This is a genomic window from Methylorubrum aminovorans (assembly GCF_022179725.1).
GTDB lineage: Bacteria > Pseudomonadota > Alphaproteobacteria > Rhizobiales > Beijerinckiaceae > Methylobacterium > Methylobacterium aminovorans.
Genome location: NZ_BPRC01000007.1, coordinates 68,147 through 84,393, shown reverse-complemented (window position 1 = coordinate 84,393; position 16,247 = coordinate 68,147). Strand labels below are relative to the sequence as shown.

Sequence of the window (16,247 nt, the reverse complement as noted above, 5' to 3'; positions counted from 1 at the left end):
CGGCAAGCATTCGGTGGCAGGCCACGGAGCCTCGCGAAAGCCTGGGGCGGGCCGTCGCTATCCTCTGCCCCTCGGACAGCGGACCCTTGCATTTGTTGCATGGAAAAGGCCGGCAAAAACTGCCGCCCCATAACGAGACGCAACCGTACGGCGACGGCAAACCCGACCTTTACCGTGATCGCGGCATGGTCCCGGTGTCAGTCGCGTAACCGGTGTTTGCCATGGCTTCCCCGCGTACCGCGGTCGTCGGCGTCACCGCCCGGAATCAGGTCTCGCGTACCGGGCGGATCGCGTCGGCGCCGCGGATGGGTCTCGCACCCTCCGTTCAGCGTCTCCCCAACACCCTACCCCTCGACGAAATCCTGATCGGCGACTGTATCGCCGCCATGGATCGTCTTCCGGCGGAAAGCGTCGACTGCGTCTTCGCCGACCCGCCCTACAACCTCCAGCTCGGCGAGGCGGGCCTGACCCGTCCCGACCAGAGCGTGGTCGATGCCGTCGACGACGACTGGGACAAATTCTCCAGCTTCGAAGCTTACGACGAATTCACCCGCGCCTGGCTCAAGGCCGCGCGTCGCGTGATGAAGCCGAACGCCTCACTTTGGGTGATCGGTTCCTATCACAACATCTTCCGGGTCGGCAGCGCGTTGCAGGATCTCGGTTACTGGATCCTGAACGACATCGTCTGGCGCAAAGCCAACCCGATGCCGAATTTCCGCGGCAAGCGCTTCACCAACGCGCACGAGACCCTGATCTGGGCCTCGCGCTCGCCGCAAGCGAAGTACACCTTCCACTACGATGCCCTGAAGGCCGGCAACGAAGACCTTCAGATGCGCTCGGACTGGTTCATCCCGCTCTGCACGGGCGAGGAGCGGCTGAAGGACGAGGCGGGCCGCAAGGTCCATCCGACCCAGAAGCCGGAAGCCCTGCTCGCCCGCACGCTCTTGGCGGCGACCAATCCCGGCGACGTGGTGCTCGACCCGTTCTTCGGAACCGGCACGACCGGCGCCGTGGCCAAGCGGCTCGGGCGCCACTTCATCGGCTGCGAGCGCGACCCGACCTACGCCGCCGCGGCGCGGGCCCGGATCGAGAGCATCGAGACGCTGTCGGCCGCTTCACTGGCGCTCGCTACCCCGAAGCGGGCGGAGCCGCGCATCCCGTTCCTGAGCGTGGTCGAGGCCGGCCATGTCCGGGCCGGCGAGACGCTGACCGACGAGCGCCGCCGCTTCCGGGCGACGGTGCGGCCGGACGGCCAGCTCAGCGTCGGGCCGGCGATGGGGTCGATCCACAAGGTCGGCGCCCTGGTGCAGGGCCTGCCCGCCTGCAACGGCTGGACCTTCTGGCACGCCGAGCGCGGCGGAAAACTCGTCTGCATCGACGATTTTCGGACTGAGATGCGGGGCCAAGCCGGGGCTTAGCGCTCGTCTCGGTTTCGAAAGGACAAGTCCTTTCGCGGGTGCAGGGCAGAGCCCTGCATCATTTTATCGTGTCCGAACCGGTTTCGGTGCCTTCTTCACGATCCGCGCCAAATCCGAGGGCCGCGACGAGGCGAGCTTCGGGATCGGCCCACGCCGCGGCGGCGGCTCGGGCTCCGGGATCGTGGCAAGATCGGGTTCGCGGACCGGAACCGGCTTCGGCGTCACCACGGGCACCGGGCCGGTGAGCGCGTGGGCGAGCACCTTCTTCATCGCACCGGGCAGCGGCTCGGTCTCGAGCGCGTCGCGGGGGGTGAAGCGCATGCCCTCCGGCGGCCGCGTGTCCGCCGCGACGCGGGCGAGAAACACCGTCAGTTCCAGCGGGAAATGGGTGAAGCCGTGCTTCACCACGCCGGGCAGACGCTTCCAGCGGGCATCGAGGGGGGCGTCGAGCAGGCCCTTGGCTGGGTCGTAATCGGGCAGCCACTCACTCGTCGGCGGTTCGGCCATGGCGCCGAGCAGGCCTTCCGGCGGGCGCGTCCGCAGCAGGACCGCCTCGTCGCCGGCCCTTAGCGCCACGAACGCCGCTCCTCTTCGCAGAACACCCTTCTCCTTCTTGACCTTACGCGGAAACGTCTCCTGTAGGCCTTCGGCGCGGGCGCGGCAGGGCAGCATCCAAGGGCAGAGGGCGCAGGCCGGGCGCTTCGGGGTGCAGAGCGTCGCGCCGAGATCCATCAGCGCCTGCGCGAAGTCGCCCGGCCGCCGCTCTGGCACCAGGGCCTGTGTGAACAGGCGGATCTGGGCGCGGGCGGCGGGAAGCGGCGTCTCGATGGCGTGCAGGCGACTCATGACCCGCTCGACATTGCCGTCGACGGCCGCGGCTGGCCGGTCGAAGGCGATCGCGGCGATGGCGCCCGCCGTGTAGGCGCCGATGCCGGGCAGCTTGCGCAGGCCTTCTTCCGTGTCGGGAAACCCGCCTGCGCTCGCGACCGACTTGGCGCAGGCATGCAGGTTGCGAGCGCGGGAATAATAGCCGAGTCCGGCCCAGGCCGACATCACCGCCTCTTCCGGCGCGGCCGCGAGCGCCGCGACGTTGGGAAACAGCGTCAGGAATTTCTCGAAATAGGGTTTGACCGCGGTGACGGTGGTCTGCTGCAGCATCACTTCCGAGAGCCAGACTCGGTAAGGGTCGGGTGTCTCACCCGGCAGCGCCCGCCAAGGCAGTGCCCGGCGGTGGCGGTCGTACCAGGCGAGGAGGTCGGCGGCCGAGGCGGCGGGCATGGCTCGTCCATAGCGGGAGCGCGGGTGCGGAAAAAGCGGCTTCGGGTCCCCTGCGGAGCGATTGCCGAAAAGTGACGCCGCGGTGACGCCGCCCTGCCGCCGCTCCGTCCCGCGCCGGTGCCGACTCCCGCGGGGGCCGCAATTCGGGTAGGATCATGGGTGCGGCGTGCCCGTCACGTCGCCCTTGTGTTCCGGAAAGCCGATGGCGCGCGTCAAACCGCTGAGCGAACTGATCGAGGGCTGCATCGGCCCGGCTTTTGCCGCGCAGGGCTTCGCCTCGTCCGACATCCTGGCCGCGTGGCCGGACATCGTCGGAGCCCGGCTCGCCGGGGCCTGCCAGCCGGTCAAGCTCGAATGGCCGCGCCGTGCCCGCCGCGACGCCGAGGGCCGGCCGGAGCCCGGCACCCTGGTGGTGCGCGTGGAAGGCGCCTTCGCCCTCGACCTGCAGCACCTTACGCCGGTCGTGATCCAGCGCGTCAACGCGCATTACGGCTGGGCGTGCATCGGCAAGATCGTTCTGCGTCAGGACCGGTTGCAGCGGCCCGCCCGCCGTGCCCCGCAAAAAATGCTCGACCCGGCGCGGCGCGGAGAGGTGGCGCTGGCGGTGGCGCGCATCGAGGAGGAACGCCTGCGCGACGCTCTCGATCGACTCGGCATCGCCGTGGTGGCGCGGCGATAGGAACAACGAAGGGTGGGATTGTGGGGCGTGCGGGCGGCCGCGCAGCGTGATAAGCGGCTGCGACAAAGGCCGTGCGGCGACGCGCCCCTCGGCCGGACGGAGCCGATCCGTCCTATAGCGCGGTATCGGGCCGAATGCGGCCTGCGAACGGAGCCCGCCCTGCCATGATCACCCGGCGCGACGCCCTGAAACTGACCGGCCTTGCCATCGGCACCGCCGCCCTGCTGCCGTCCCTGTCCCTCAAGGCTTTGGCGCAATCGGCCGATACGGCTGCCCTGATGCAGCCCGGCCCCCTCGGCGACGTCTGGCTCGGGCCGGCGGATGCCAAGGTGACGATCATCGAATACGCTTCGATGACCTGCTCGCACTGCGCCCACTTCCACGCGACGACGTGGCCGGTGCTGAAGGAGCGCTACATCGATACCGGCAAGGTGCGCTTCACCCTGCGCGAGTTCCCGCTCGATCCGCTCGCCACCGCCGCCTTCATGCTGGCGCGCTGCGACGGCGAAGCGAAATACTATCCGATCACCGACCTGCTGTTCGACCAGCAGCAGAACTGGGCCTTCGTGCGCAAGCCACAATCGCCGGTCGATGCCATGGAGCAGCTCCTGCGTCAGGCCGGCTTCTCGAAGGAAAAGTTCGAGGCCTGCCTGAAAGATCAGAAGACCTATTCTGCCATCAACGCGGTCAAGACCCGCGGCCTCGAGACCCTCAAGGTCGAGTCGACGCCGACCTTCTTCATCAACGGCGAGAAGCGCGCCGGCGCCCTCTCGATCGAGGAGTTGGAGAAGATCATCAAGCCGATCCTGGGGGCGTGAGCCGGCTCCCGGAAGGCCGTGGAAAAGCAAAGATTATGTTGTTTTATCAACAGCTTAATGGGTCTCTTGTTCGCCTTGACACTCAAGGTTGGCGAAACTATGGTGCGCCGCGCCGAGGGGACAGGCTGTTTCCTTCCGCTCCCGACGACATGTGGGGTCGCCCGTGAGCGGTGATCCTTCAGGCGAGGGGGGCGGGCCGGAAAAGGCCCCCACCGACGGCGATCTCTCCGCGAGGCTCAAACGTCTCGAGACGCAGCTCGAGGGGAAGCGACCGAAGGCCGCTTCATCCGAGCGTGCGCGCAACAGCGCGTCCGGCGGCTCGGCTCAGCTCGGTCAGGCCATGCGGCTCTCGACCGAGTTCATCGCGGGCGTGATCGCCGGGGGTATCCTCGGATACATCGTCGATCATCTCTTCGGTACCAAGCCGTGGGGAATGATCGTGCTGCTGATGCTGGGCTTCGTGACGGGGATCTACAACGTCATGCGGGTCAGCGGCTTTAGCGGCAAGAAAAACTGAGAAAGTTCGTCGGTAAGGGTCTCCGAGACGCCTCAGGGGTCTTGAGACTCGCCCGGCATCGTGTAAGGGCGACGCGCGACGAACGGGAGCCGCGAAGGCTTCCTCGCGCGACACACAAAGGGGCGGAAGCGGGCACATGGCGGTCAGTATCGACCCGATCCACCAGTTCGAGCTGCAGCCGCTCGTCTCGCTGGGTCACATCGGCAACCAGCAGCTCGCGTTTACGCAATCGGCTCTCTACATGTTCGCGGCGGTGGGCATCATCGCGCTGCTGACCATCGTGGCGACCTCCGGACGCTCGGTGGTCCCGGGCCGTCTCCAGGCGTTGGCCGAGACGCTCTACGAGTTCATCGCCGATACGGTGCACCAGGCGACCGGCGCGGACGGCAAGCGCTTCCTGCCGCTCGTCTTCTCGCTGTTCATGTTCGTGCTCATCCTGAACCTGCTCGGGATGATCCCCTATGCCTTCGCGGTGACCAGCCACCTCATCGTCACCTTCGGCCTTGCGCTCGTGGTGATCCTGACCGTGGTGATCTACGGCGTGGCCAAGCACGGCACCCACTTCCTCGGCGTGTTCGTGCCGTCGGGCGTGCCGAAGCCGCTGCTGCTCATCATGGTGCCGATCGAGATCGTGTCGTTCCTGTCGCGGCCGATCAGCCTCTCGGTCCGTCTCTTCGCCAACATCCTGGCCGGCCACATTGCCCTGAAGATCTTCGCCTTCTTCGTGGTGCAGCTTCTGGTCGCCGGTGCCTGGGGCGTGCTCTCGCCCCTGCCGCTCGCGCTCACCATCGCGCTGACGGCTCTCGAGTTCCTCGTCGCGGCCCTTCAGGCTTACGTCTTCGCGACGCTGACGGCGGTCTATCTCGCCGACGCCCTCCACCCCGGCCACTGATCCCAACCGGCCGGACCCTTCCGCCCACAACGAACCCCGTTCGAACTTCAGGAGTGTTTCATGGATCCCGTCGCTGCGAAGTACATCGGCGCCGGCCTTGCCTGCCTCGGCATGGCGGGCGCCAGCATCGGCCTCGGCAACCTGTTCGGCCAGTTCTACTCGGGCGCGCTGCGTAACCCGTCGGCCGCCGACAGCCAGCGCACCAACCTCCTCCTGGGCTTCGCGCTCACCGAGGCGCTCGGCATCTTCTCGCTGCTCGTCGCGCTGCTGCTGCTCTTCGCCGTCTGACGTGCCTTTCGAGGGCGTGCGAGCCGGCTGAAGTCCGCCTCGCACGCCCTCGCTCGTTGATCCGGCCGCTCCGCCCGCGGAGCCGGCCTTCCGACGTCACCGGACAGGGCCATGGCCGAGCAGAAGAATCCCCTCACGACCCCCTCCCCGAACGCGGACACGCAGATCGTTCCGCCCGGGAGCCCCCATACTCATTCCGAGCAGCCCTCCGGCGGCCATGGCGGCGCCTTCCCGCCCTTCGAGAGCCACACCTTTCTCTCGCAGCTGATCTGGCTCGCGCTGGCGTTCGGCCTGCTCTACTACCTGATGTCCAAGGTCGCGCTGCCGCGCATCGAGGCGATCCTCAATGATCGCTCCGGTCGACTCTCGTCCGATCTGAACGAGGCGCAGCGGATGAAGGCTGAGGCCGACGCCGCCGGCGCCGCCTACGAGCGGTCTCTGCGCGAGGCCCAGGCGAAGGCGCAGGCTATCGCCCAGGAGACCCGCAACGGCCTCTCGGCCGAAGCCGATGCCAAGCGCAAGACCCTCGAGGCCGAGCTGAACCAGCGACTGGCCGCCTCCGAGGCGACCATCCGGGCGCGCACCAGCGAAGCCATGGGCAACGTCCGCACCATTGCCGGCGAAACCGCCTCGGCCATCGTCGAGCGGCTGACCGGCCAGGCGCCCGATCAGGCCAGCTTGAACCGCGCCCTCGACGCGACGCCCGCCGTCCACTGACCTGAGGGCCGGCGCCGCGCCGGCCCCTCCCCCATCCGAACCGACCCCGTTCCGGCCTGGCCGGGCGGAAGGCCGACCAAGGGTTTGAGACCGACATGCTGTTGACCGCGGAATTCTGGGTCGCCGTCGCCTTCGTGGCGTTCCTGGTCATCGTCTGGCGGGTCGGCGGCTTCTCGATGATGACCAACGGGCTCGACAGCCGCGCCAAGCGCGTGCGCCAGGAGCTCGACGAGGCCCGCCGCCTGCGCGAAGAGGCCGCGGCTGTGCTCGCCGACTACAAGCGCCGTCGCTCCGAAGCCGAGCGCGAGGCCGAAGCGATCGTTGCGTCCGCTCGCGAAGATGCCGAGCGCCTCGCCGCGGAGGGCCACGCCCGCCTCAACGACTTCGTCGCCCGCCGGACCAAGGCTGCCGAGGCGAAGATCGCCCAGGCGGAGGCCCAAGCCTCCGCCCAGGTCCGCGCCGCTGCCGCGGACGCGGCGGTGAAAGTGTCGGAAACCCTCCTGCGCGAGCGGCTTCAGGGTGCGGCGGCGCAGGATCTCGTCCGCGCCAGCCTCGGCGACGTGAAGAGCCGCCTGCAGGCCTGAGCCAAGACCGTCGTTCCGTGCCGCCTGCCGGGTTTCCGCAAGGACTCGGCGCAAATCCGCAAGCGGTGGCGTTCCGACCCGCTACGGTTGCAACGGCACTCGCGGACGGCTCATTTGGGACCTGCTTCGTCCTGCGACACCCGGTTCCGCCGGGTGTTGTCGTGTGTGGGGCCAGGCGGATGCGCTGCGGTGCCGCAGATGCGGGCTGCTCCCGTGAAAAATTTTGAAGACAGGCGTAAAATCACCTGTGCTTGGCCTGTCGTTCCACGACGTGTACGAATAGTGCCGAAATTCACCCCCGCAAACGCCAGCGGGAGAACGGGTGAGTTAAGCCCGTAAACAACGAAAAGAGGCTACGCTCATGAGCGCCGGAACTGCGTCCGACACCACCGCCCTCGACACCTTCTTCTCGGCTCATCTTGCCGAGACCGATCCCGAGATCGCAAAGGCCATCTCGCAGGAACTCGGTCGGCAGCAGCATGAGATCGAGCTGATCGCCTCCGAGAACATCGTCTCGCGCGCCGTGCTCGAGGCCCAGGGCTCCGTGCTGACGAACAAGTACGCCGAGGGCTATCCCGGCCGGCGCTACTATGGTGGCTGCCAGTTCGTCGACATCGCCGAGGACCTCGCGATCGACCGCGCCAAGCGCCTCTTCGGCTGCGGTTTCGCCAACGTGCAGCCGAATTCCGGCTCCCAGGCGAACCAGGGCGTGTTCATGGCCCTGATGCAGCCCGGCGACACCTTCCTCGGCCTCGACCTCGCCGCGGGTGGCCACCTCACCCACGGCGCGCCGCCGAACGTCTCGGGCAAGTGGTTCAAGCCGGTCTCCTACACCGTGCGCCGCGAGGACCAGCGCATCGACATGGAGCAGGTCGAGCGCCTCGCCCAGGAGCACAAGCCCAAGGTGATCATCGCCGGCGGCTCGGGCTACCCGCGCCACTGGGACTTCGCGAAGTTCCGTGAGATCGCCGATTCGGTTGGTGCCTACTTCTTCGTCGACATGGCCCACTTCGCCGGCCTCGTCGCCGCCGGCCTCCACCCGTCGCCGTTCCCGCACGCCCATGTGGCCACCACGACGACCCACAAGACCCTGCGCGGCCCGCGCGGCGGCATGATCCTGACGAACGACGAGGCGCTGGCCAAGAAGTTCAACTCGGCGATCTTCCCGGGCCTCCAGGGCGGTCCGTTGATGCACGTCATCGCCGCGAAGGCCGTGGCCTTCGGCGAGGCGCTGAAGCCCGAGTTCAAGATCTACGCCCGCCAGGTGATCGACAACGCCCGCGCGCTGGCCGACACCATCATCTCGGGCGGCTACGACATCACCTCGGGCGGCACCGACAACCACCTGATGCTGGTCGACCTCCAGCGGAAGGGTCTGACCGGCAAGGCGGCCGAGGCGGCATTGTCGCGGGCCGACATCACCTGCAACAAGAACGGCGTGCCGTTCGACACGCAGAAGCCGACCATCACCTCCGGCATCCGTCTCGGCACCCCCGCCAGCACGACCCGCGGCTTCGGTGTTGCCGAGTTCAAGCAGGTCGGCTCGCTCATCGTCGAGGTGCTCGACGGTCTCGCCGAGAAGGGTGAGGGTGGCGATGCCGCGGTCGAGGCCGCGGTGAAGGAGAAGGTCCACGCGCTGACCGATCGCTTCCCGATCTACAGCTAAGAGCACCCCACGAAACGCCCGGTTCCGAACAGTTCCCGCTCCGGCGAGGACAGCGCGGCGGGCGTTTTGTGAGAGCCGCTCACCCCTATCGAGACGCGTCCGGCCACAGGCCGAACGATGCGGCCGCGGATCGGCAGATCCGCGGCCGCTGTCGTTTGCGAGCAACCTCAGAGTTAATCGACGCAAGGTTTGTTTTTCCACGGAGTGTACAGGTCATTCGATCCTTGGAATGATGCACTCGAGCGCTCCTTCATCTGAAGGTTGTGCGGTCCCGCTCGGGAGGGCGACCCTGCATCTCTCGCTTCACACGGATTACGGCCTGCGTCTGCTGATGCACCTGACGCTGACCGAACCGGGCACCTGGATCGCGACCCCGACCGTCGCGCAGCGCTTCGGCATCTCGGTGCATCACCTCCAGAAGATCGCCCAAGCCCTGGTCCGGTCCGGCGTCGTCGAGGCGCGGCAGGGCCGCTCCGGCGGCGTGCGCCTCGCCCGCGACCCGCGGGAGATCCGGCTCGGACGGCTCGTGGCGGACCTGGAAGGCGTCGGCACGGTGGTTGATTGCCGGCGTGACCCCTGCCCGCTCATCGGCCGCTGCCGGCTCAAATGGGCCTTCGACGCGGCGGAACAGGCCTTCTTCCTCGAACTCGACCGGCTCACCCTGGCCGACGTTGCGGCCGGGCCAACGGCGTCGGCGCTCCGCGCCCTCTTCCGTGCCGAACCGGAGGCGCGGGGGGTGACGACTTCCCCCGATCCGACCGATCCCGCCGAGCCCGGTTCTGGCAATTGAGCGGCGGGTGGGGCAGAGAGGGGCGGCTTTTGAGAGCGTCCGGGACGAGGTGGTGAGCGCACGATGCGGTGTCCGTTCTGCGGAGGTCCCGACACGCAGGTGAAGGATTCGAGGCCGAGTGAGGATTCGTCGGCGATCCGCCGCCGCCGCGTCTGCCCGGATTGCGGCGGACGTTTCACGACCTTCGAGCGGGTGCAGTTGCGCGAACTCACCGTGCTCAAGCGCTCGGGCAAGCGCGTGCCGTTCGACCGCGACAAGCTGCAGCGCTCGATCGATGTCGCGTTGCGCAAGCGCACGGTCGACCCCGAGCGGGTGGAGCGCCTCGTCAGCGGCATCACCCGGCGCCTGGAGAGCGGCGGAGAGGGTGAGGTCACCAGCGAGGCCATCGGCGAGGCCGTCATGGAGGGCCTGAAGGGGCTCGACGACGTCGCCTATGTCCGCTTCGCCTCGGTCTACAAGAATTTCCGCGAGGCGCAGGATTTCCAGGATCTGCTCGGCACGCTCGGCGGCCGGCTGGAGGGTCAGGCTGGGATGTCCGAAGACGGGCAAACGCTGCCCGCGCAGCCGGACGCGGAGATGGCCGCCCCGCGCCGCCGCCGGCCTGCCCGAAAATCCGCGTGACGGGGCGAGCCGTGGACGCCTGCCAGCAGCAAGCCCTCGATCGGCGCGCCATGCGCCTCGCCCTGGCGCTGGGGCGGCGCAATCTCGGCCGGACGTGGCCGAACCCCAGCGTCGGCGCCGTGGTGGTCGCCGATGGCCGCATCGTCGGGCAGGCGGTGACGGCACCGGGCGGGCGCCCGCACGCGGAGCCGCTGGCGCTCGCCATGGCCGGCGCGGCTACCCGCGGCGCCACGCTCTACGTCACCCTGGAGCCCTGCTCGCATCACGGCCGCACGCCGCCCTGCACCGACGCGACGATCGCCGCCGGGATCGCCCGCGTGGTCACCGCCGTCGAGGATCCCGATCCGCGGGTGGCCGGGCGCGGCCATGCCGGTTTGCGCGCCGCCGGGATCACGGTCGAGACCGGCCTCATGCGCGAGGAGGCCGTTCGCGATCACCGCGGCCACTTCTCCCGCGTCACGCGCGGTCGCCCGAGTCTGCATCTCAAGCTTGCCCGCACCCGCGACGGCTTCGCCGCCCCCTCGACCGGGGAGCGTCTGAAGATCACCGGCCCGATCGCCGACGGAGCGGTGCATCTGTGGCGGGCGCATGCCGACGCGATCATGGTCGGGATCGGCACGGCGCGGGCGGACGACCCCTCCCTGACCGTGCGGCTGCCGGGGCTCGCCGACCGCTCGCCACTGCGAATCGTCCTCGACTCGACGCTGCGCCTCAACCCCGCGAGCCATCTCGTGCGCGGCGCCCGCGACCTGCCGACGCTGGTCCTGACCGGGCGCGGCGCCCCGGCCCATGCCCGGCGGATGCTCACCTCCTTCGGCGTCGAACTCGCCTTCGTCCCCACCGATGCGCGGGGGCGCATCGATCTGGCCGCAGCGCTGGCGCTGCTCGCGGAGCGCGGCCTGACGCGGATCTGCAGCGAGGGCGGCCCGGCGCTTGCCGACGCGCTCGCCGCGCACGATCTCATCGACGCCTGCACGCTCATCACGGGCACCGTCACGCTGGGCGAGGCCGGCGGCCTGCCGGCGCTCGGGGCCAACCTCGCCCGCCGGCTGGCCGACGGTGCCTTCGCCGAGGTCGAGCGATGGGCCTACGGCCCCGACACGGCGATCACCTACGAGAGGATCTGACATGTTCACCGGGCTCGTCACCGATGTCGGCCGCGTCGTCTCGGTGGAGGGCGCCGAGCGCCTGCGCCGGATCGTCATCGAGAGCGCCTACGATCCCGCTGGAATTGCGCTCGGCGCCTCGATCGCCTGCTCCGGCCCCTGCCTCACGGCCGTCGCGGTGGAGCCGCACGGGACCGGCTGCCGCTTCTCGGTCGATGCCGCCGCCGAGACCCTGGCCCGCACCACGGTCGGTTCCTGGCGCGAGGGCACGCGGGTCAATCTCGAGCGCTCGCTCAAGCTCGGCGACGAACTCGGCGGCCATCTCGTCACCGGCCATGTCGATGGCATCGCCGAGATCATCGCCCGCGAGACCGTGACCGGGGAGGACAACCCGTGGGGGGCAAGCGAGCGCTTCACCCTGCGGGCGCCGGACGCGCTCGCCGGCTTCATCGCCGAGAAGGGCTCGATCTGCCTCGACGGCACCTCGCTCACCGTCAACGCGGTTTCAGGCAGCGATTTCTCGGTGCTGCTGATCCCGCACAGCCTGTCGGTCACGACCTGGGAGGAACGCCGCGCGGGCGACCGGATCAATCTCGAGGTCGATCTCCTGGCCCGATACGCCGCGCGGCTCGCCGAGACGCGCGGCTTGCTGCAGACGTGAGGTCGACCAACGCTACTTGCCGTCGTAGGCGGCGGCCAGGTTGTTGAGGATTCTCTGGACCTCGCTGTCGTATTGCTTGTCGCCCGCGGGCGAGGCCCAGTAGCTCACCAGCAGATAGCGGTCGCCCTCGGCCTTCGGCACGACCGAGAGGTAGCGCAGCACCGTCGGCTTGCCCTCGTAGGTCGCCGGATATTCGGTGACCTTGAGCACGTAGGTCGGGAAGTCGACCTGCTTGGCGGTTTCGGTACCGACAACCTTGACGCCCTGGCCCTTGAAATAGGCGTTGTGCTCGTCGAGCAGCGTCTGGAACTGGGCTGGCCGGTAGCTCTCGAACCAGAGATAGACCTCGTCGTCGGCGGTCTTGGCCTGGATGCCGCGCTTGATCTCGGACACCTTCCAGGCGTTCGGCAGGTCGATGGCAATCGGCCGATCGCCCGGCACGACCGTGACGCGTTTGGCCAAAGCGGCTTGGTTGCCCAGAAGAGCCACGGCAACAGCCGCAGCCGCCAGGAATTTCGTGCGTCCCGCCATCATAATAAGCCCCGTCCGTCGCATTCTTGTCGCGTGTTCCGATGGAAGCTTTGCTGTTTTCGCGCGTCCCCGACAATGGGGAATGTGGCCGAGACGCGGAGGAATCGTCGGCTGATACGCTCTCCGCTTGATTTAAGCGGGGAGCGTATCAGCAAGCCGGCCTGCCGCTTGAGCGCCGGCCAGATCCACCATCCCGAGGGGATCAACCGGATTTGGTATGGGACGCGACCTCTCCCGGCCTCGACTGCCCATCGGGCTCTGACCTGCGGCTCCGCCGCCGTCCGGGGAGCCGATAACTGGTCTTGCCTCAAGATAAATTCGAGGTTCACATAGGAGACACTTCACCATTCTCTCCGAGTCCGGCGCCTCGATTCGGGATTGTCTTGAGAAAAGGCGGCGGGCAGCATGACGGGATTGGTCGAGTGGCGCCGTGACAGGGTGCTGGCGGTGCTCACCGCGCTGAGCGGTGCCCTTCTCCTCGCCTTCCTGCTCGGCCGCGGTGCCCTGCGCGATGCCGGCGTCAATTCACACGGGGCACTGGCTGATGCGCTCCTGCACGGACGGCTCTGGGTCGAGCACTGCCCCGAGATCGACTGCGCCCTGTTCGAGGGCCGCACCTACATCATCTTCCCGCCGCTCCCGGCCGTGCTGCTCACGCCCTTCGTCGCCCTGTTCGGCTTTCCCGGCTTCAAGGGTTTCGTGCTCTTGGGCCTCAGCCTGTCGGTCCTGAGCCTGCTCGCTTGGAGCCGGATCTTCCGTGCGCTCGCCGTCGAGCGCTGGCCTGCGCTGTGGCTTCTGGCGGCACTCGCCTTCTCGAGCCCCCTCTATCAGGTCACCCTGCGCTCGGACGGCGTCTGGTTCTTCTCCCAGACTCTTGCCTTCCTGATGATGAGCCTGAGCCTCTGGGCGGTGATCTGCCGGGCTTCGGTGCCGCTCGCCGGGCTGTTCGTCGGCCTCGCCTTCCTGTGTCGTCAGATGGCGATCTTTTATCCCTTGTTCCTGCTGGTTCTGGCCCTGCCCCGCGACCGTCCGCTGCTCGCGAACCCGACATCCGTCGCACGGGCGGCGCTTCTCGCAGGCCTTCCGGTCGTGGCGGCCGTCGCCGTCTATTGCGCCTACAACGCAGCCCGGTTCGGCAGCCCGTTCGAGACCGGTTACGCCTATATCCACAATCCCGGCCAGGACAGCTTCATCTGGCACCGGATCACTGGCACCGGCCTGTTCTCGCGCGACTACCTGCTGTTCAACATGCTCTACCTGTTCCTGCAGGGAACGCATTTCGAGTTCAGCGGCCCGCGGCTGATGGATCTGGTCGGCTTCGACAAGGCCGGCACGTCGATCCTCGTGGCGAGTCCCTGGCTGTTGCTCGCCTTCTATGCGCGGCTTGACCGGGTGTTCTGGGCCGGGGCGGCGACCATCGCGGTCATTGCCGGGATCACCCTGTTTTATCATTCCAACGGCGCCGAGCAGATCGCGACGCAGCGCTACGTTCTCGATTGGATGCCGATCCTGATTGTGCTGATGGTGCGCGGTGAACGCCCGCCGGCCTTCGCCGCCCTGCCGCTTCTCGTCACCTGGGGCGTGGTGGCAAACCTCGCCGTGGTCACGCTGCTCTCGGTCTACAGGCTCTGAATCAAGAGCTCTGGGGCGCGGGCCGCGCGCCGGACGCGAAGGTCAGGAGCCGGTGGCCGAGATAATTCGCCACGGCGCCCGATGCGATGCCGACGCCGTGGGCGAGCGCCTCGGCGATCGATCGCGCGAGGTCTGGCAGCAGCGCGGTCAGGCCGTCGAGCAGGGTTGTGCTGACCGCGAGCACCACGCCCGCGCCGACGGCGTTGACCGCGAGGAACAGGAAGACCTGCCCGCGCAACGATCCCCGCGACACCCGGAACACGAAGGCCCGGTAGAGCCAGAACGAGGCGACCATGCCGAGGCCGTAGGCGGCGAGCAGGGCCGCCTCGAAAGGCATGACGAGTGAGAGCGGAATCCGCGCGAGCCAGTTGATCGCCGTCGCCGTGCCGCCGGCGATCAGGAAACGGACGACCTCATGACCCATGACGATTCGAGTCCCTGCGGAAGGAGGCTGTGGGGCAGGCCGAAGGCGGCGGCTGCGAAGGCGAGGCCGGCGATTGCCGCGAGCGCGAGGCTCGGGCGGTCCTTGATCGCGAAGGCGACCGGATCGTCGTGGAGCGCGTCGCGCCCCGCCAGCAGCCAGACCCGGCCCATGAACAGGACGAGGATCAGCGGGAAGCTCCACAGAGCCAGCGGCGCGGCGAGCGCGGCGTGGTGGAACGCTTCGTTGGCGAGATAGAGGATGAAGATGACGACGCTGGACAGGCCGGAGGCGACGCCGAAGGCGAGCACCACCGCCTCGTCCGCCGGCTGGTAGCCCCGCCCGGCGATGGTGCCCGACCGGCCGCGCCGCGCGGCGCCGCGCAGCTCCGTATGGCGCTTGGCGAAGGAGAGCGAGGTGAACAGGAACATCGAGAAGGTGAGAAGCCAGGGCGACCACGCCACCGCGACCGCTGCGATGCCGACGGCGATGCGCAGCGAGAACAGGCAGCCGAGCGTCAGCGCGTCGAGCATCGGCACCCGCTTGAGCCACGTGGAATAGGCCAGCGTCAGGGCGAGATAGGCGAGCACGCCGGTGAGCACCGCCACCCCGGCGAAAGCCGCGACCGCCAGCCCGCCCGTGAGCCCGAGGACGAGCGCCGCCAGACCGGTGGCGATGGGAAGCCGGCCGCTCGCCAGGGGGCGCTCGCGCTTCGACCAGTGGGCCCGGTCGGGGGCGAGATCGAGGAGGTCGTTCACCAGGTAGCTCGCCGAGGCGACGAGCCCGAGGGCGAGGAAGGCCAGGCCCGCGCTTGCCCAGGCCTCCGCCTCGCCGGCCCGGCCGCCGAGCACGAGCGGCAGGAAGACCAGGGCGTTCTTGGCCCATTGATGCGGACGCAGGGCCTTGAGGAGCGCGCGGGCGCGCGAGGCCGCAGGAAACACCTCGACCGGCTTGCCGAGCCGGTGGGCCGCACGGAGCACGGCGGGGGAGGCTCCCACCACGATGACCCGGCGCGCCGCGGCCCAGACGGGCAGGTCGGCAGCACAGTCGCCGGCATAGTCGAAGCCCTGAGGATAGAGCGCCCGAAGCTGGGCCGCCTTGGCCTCGCCTTTGAGGTTCCGTACACCGTCGCTCGCCACCACCCGGTCGAAGACGGGAAAGCGCCGGAGCGCCCGTAGCGCCATCAGCTCGTCGGCGGCGGTGGCGAGCACGATCTCCTGCCCCGCCGCCTTCCGCGCCTCGATATGGGCGAGCAGCGCCTCGTTGGCCGGCAGGGTCGCGACGTCGAGCCCGGCACCCTCTGCGATGCGGCGCTTGAAGAAGGCCCGGCCCCGCGGCAGCCACAGCAGCATTAGGAGCAGCATCAGCGGGTTGCGCCGCAGCAGCGTGATGATGCCTTCCAGGAGAAGATCGGTGCGCAGCAGCGTGCCGTCGAGATCGATCACCAGCGGCGCCGTCCGCGGCGGCGGCGCCTCGGTCGGCACCGTGGCCGTTCCGTCCCTTCGCGCGCGCGCCGTCGCCATGCTGGATAACCCCCGTTTCCAGTGCGGGACCCTTGTTCGAGCGCCCGCAATCGGTGTTCGACAGTCTATCGCCGGCATCGACTTCGGACGGGTTAATCGCCGAGC

Annotated in this window: 18 protein-coding genes; 14 read left to right on the top strand and 4 right to left on the bottom strand. The window is 68.6% G+C overall.

Annotation, left to right across the window (positions count from 1 at the left end):
- Positions 1-221: 221 nt before the first annotated feature.
- Positions 222-1,418 carry a site-specific DNA-methyltransferase gene (locus tag MFF24_RS11880; protein ID WP_283214494.1) on the top strand — a complete coding sequence of 399 codons (1,197 nt, stop codon included), beginning with the start codon at positions 222-224 and terminating at the stop codon, positions 1,416-1,418.
- 63 nt (positions 1,419-1,481) lie between these two features.
- Here the strand turns inward: MFF24_RS11880 and mutY are convergent, their stop codons facing one another.
- Positions 1,482-2,696, bottom strand: coding sequence for an A/G-specific adenine glycosylase (gene mutY, locus MFF24_RS11875; protein WP_238224629.1), 1,215 nt, complete (start codon positions 2,694-2,696; stop codon positions 1,482-1,484).
- A gap of 202 nt (positions 2,697-2,898) precedes the next feature.
- Between mutY and MFF24_RS11870 the strand changes: the two genes are divergently transcribed.
- From MFF24_RS11870 to MFF24_RS11815, 12 genes are all read left to right on the top strand, one after another.
- Positions 2,899-3,375 (top strand): DUF721 domain-containing protein, encoded by a 477-nt coding sequence (locus MFF24_RS11870; protein ID WP_238224628.1) that lies wholly within the window; start codon positions 2,899-2,901, stop codon positions 3,373-3,375.
- A gap of 164 nt (positions 3,376-3,539) precedes the next feature.
- A complete protein-coding gene (locus tag MFF24_RS11865) occupies positions 3,540-4,193 on the top strand; it encodes a DsbA family protein (RefSeq protein ID WP_133090933.1) in 654 nt (217 codons plus the stop codon).
- A gap of 163 nt (positions 4,194-4,356) precedes the next feature.
- Positions 4,357-4,710 carry an AtpZ/AtpI family protein gene (locus MFF24_RS11860; RefSeq protein WP_166059936.1) on the top strand — a complete coding sequence of 118 codons (354 nt, stop codon included), beginning with the start codon at positions 4,357-4,359 and terminating at the stop codon, positions 4,708-4,710.
- Positions 4,711-4,846: 136 nt separating this feature from the next.
- The gene (locus tag MFF24_RS11855) at positions 4,847-5,602 is read left to right on the top strand and encodes a F0F1 ATP synthase subunit A (protein ID WP_012455238.1); all 756 of its coding nucleotides are present in this window, start codon (positions 4,847-4,849) and stop codon (positions 5,600-5,602) included.
- Positions 5,603-5,662: 60 nt separating this feature from the next.
- Positions 5,663-5,890: a F0F1 ATP synthase subunit C gene (locus MFF24_RS11850; protein ID WP_012455237.1), complete on the top strand. Its 228-nt coding sequence runs from the start codon at positions 5,663-5,665 to the stop codon at positions 5,888-5,890.
- A gap of 111 nt (positions 5,891-6,001) precedes the next feature.
- Positions 6,002-6,607, top strand: a complete 606-nt coding sequence (locus MFF24_RS11845) for a F0F1 ATP synthase subunit B (protein ID WP_238224627.1) — start codon at positions 6,002-6,004, stop codon at positions 6,605-6,607.
- 98 nt (positions 6,608-6,705) lie between these two features.
- Positions 6,706-7,191: a F0F1 ATP synthase subunit B family protein gene (locus MFF24_RS11840; RefSeq protein ID WP_197711648.1), complete on the top strand. Its 486-nt coding sequence runs from the start codon at positions 6,706-6,708 to the stop codon at positions 7,189-7,191.
- A gap of 361 nt (positions 7,192-7,552) precedes the next feature.
- The gene (glyA, locus tag MFF24_RS11835; protein WP_108941016.1) at positions 7,553-8,857 is read left to right on the top strand and encodes a serine hydroxymethyltransferase; all 1,305 of its coding nucleotides are present in this window, start codon (positions 7,553-7,555) and stop codon (positions 8,855-8,857) included.
- Positions 8,858-9,089: 232 nt separating this feature from the next.
- Complete coding sequence (locus MFF24_RS11830) at positions 9,090-9,647, top strand: RrF2 family transcriptional regulator (RefSeq protein ID WP_308445600.1); 558 nt, start codon at positions 9,090-9,092, stop codon at positions 9,645-9,647.
- A 63-nt stretch (positions 9,648-9,710) separates the two neighbouring features.
- Positions 9,711-10,268 carry a transcriptional regulator NrdR gene (nrdR, locus tag MFF24_RS11825; RefSeq protein WP_238224625.1) on the top strand — a complete coding sequence of 186 codons (558 nt, stop codon included), beginning with the start codon at positions 9,711-9,713 and terminating at the stop codon, positions 10,266-10,268.
- Between the two features lie 50 nt (positions 10,269-10,318).
- Positions 10,319-11,395: a bifunctional diaminohydroxyphosphoribosylaminopyrimidine deaminase/5-amino-6-(5-phosphoribosylamino)uracil reductase RibD gene (ribD, locus tag MFF24_RS11820; RefSeq protein WP_238224734.1), complete on the top strand. Its 1,077-nt coding sequence runs from the start codon at positions 10,319-10,321 to the stop codon at positions 11,393-11,395.
- A gap of 1 nt (position 11,396) precedes the next feature.
- Positions 11,397-12,035, top strand: a complete 639-nt coding sequence (locus MFF24_RS11815; protein ID WP_108941013.1) for a riboflavin synthase — start codon at positions 11,397-11,399, stop codon at positions 12,033-12,035.
- Between the two features lie 12 nt (positions 12,036-12,047).
- Here MFF24_RS11815 and MFF24_RS11810 read toward each other — a convergent pair whose 3' ends face one another.
- On the bottom strand, positions 12,048-12,569 hold the full coding sequence (locus tag MFF24_RS11810; RefSeq protein WP_238224624.1) for a hypothetical protein: 522 nt from the start codon (positions 12,567-12,569) through the stop codon (positions 12,048-12,050).
- A gap of 402 nt (positions 12,570-12,971) precedes the next feature.
- Here MFF24_RS11810 and MFF24_RS11805 point away from each other — a divergent pair, with 402 nt between their 5' ends.
- Complete coding sequence (locus tag MFF24_RS11805; RefSeq protein ID WP_238224623.1) at positions 12,972-14,198, top strand: hypothetical protein; 1,227 nt, start codon at positions 12,972-12,974, stop codon at positions 14,196-14,198.
- A gap of 1 nt (position 14,199) precedes the next feature.
- On the opposite strand, the gene MFF24_RS11800 is transcribed toward MFF24_RS11805, so the two are convergent.
- Together MFF24_RS11800 and MFF24_RS11795 are read right to left on the bottom strand one after the other, a co-directional pair.
- On the bottom strand, positions 14,200-14,622 hold the full coding sequence (locus MFF24_RS11800; protein ID WP_238224622.1) for a GtrA family protein: 423 nt from the start codon (positions 14,620-14,622) through the stop codon (positions 14,200-14,202).
- Complete coding sequence (locus tag MFF24_RS11795; RefSeq protein ID WP_238224621.1) at positions 14,595-16,142, bottom strand: UbiA family prenyltransferase; 1,548 nt, start codon at positions 16,140-16,142, stop codon at positions 14,595-14,597. The genes MFF24_RS11800 and MFF24_RS11795 overlap by 28 nt, the downstream gene beginning before the upstream one ends.
- Positions 16,143-16,247 lie beyond the last annotated feature (105 nt).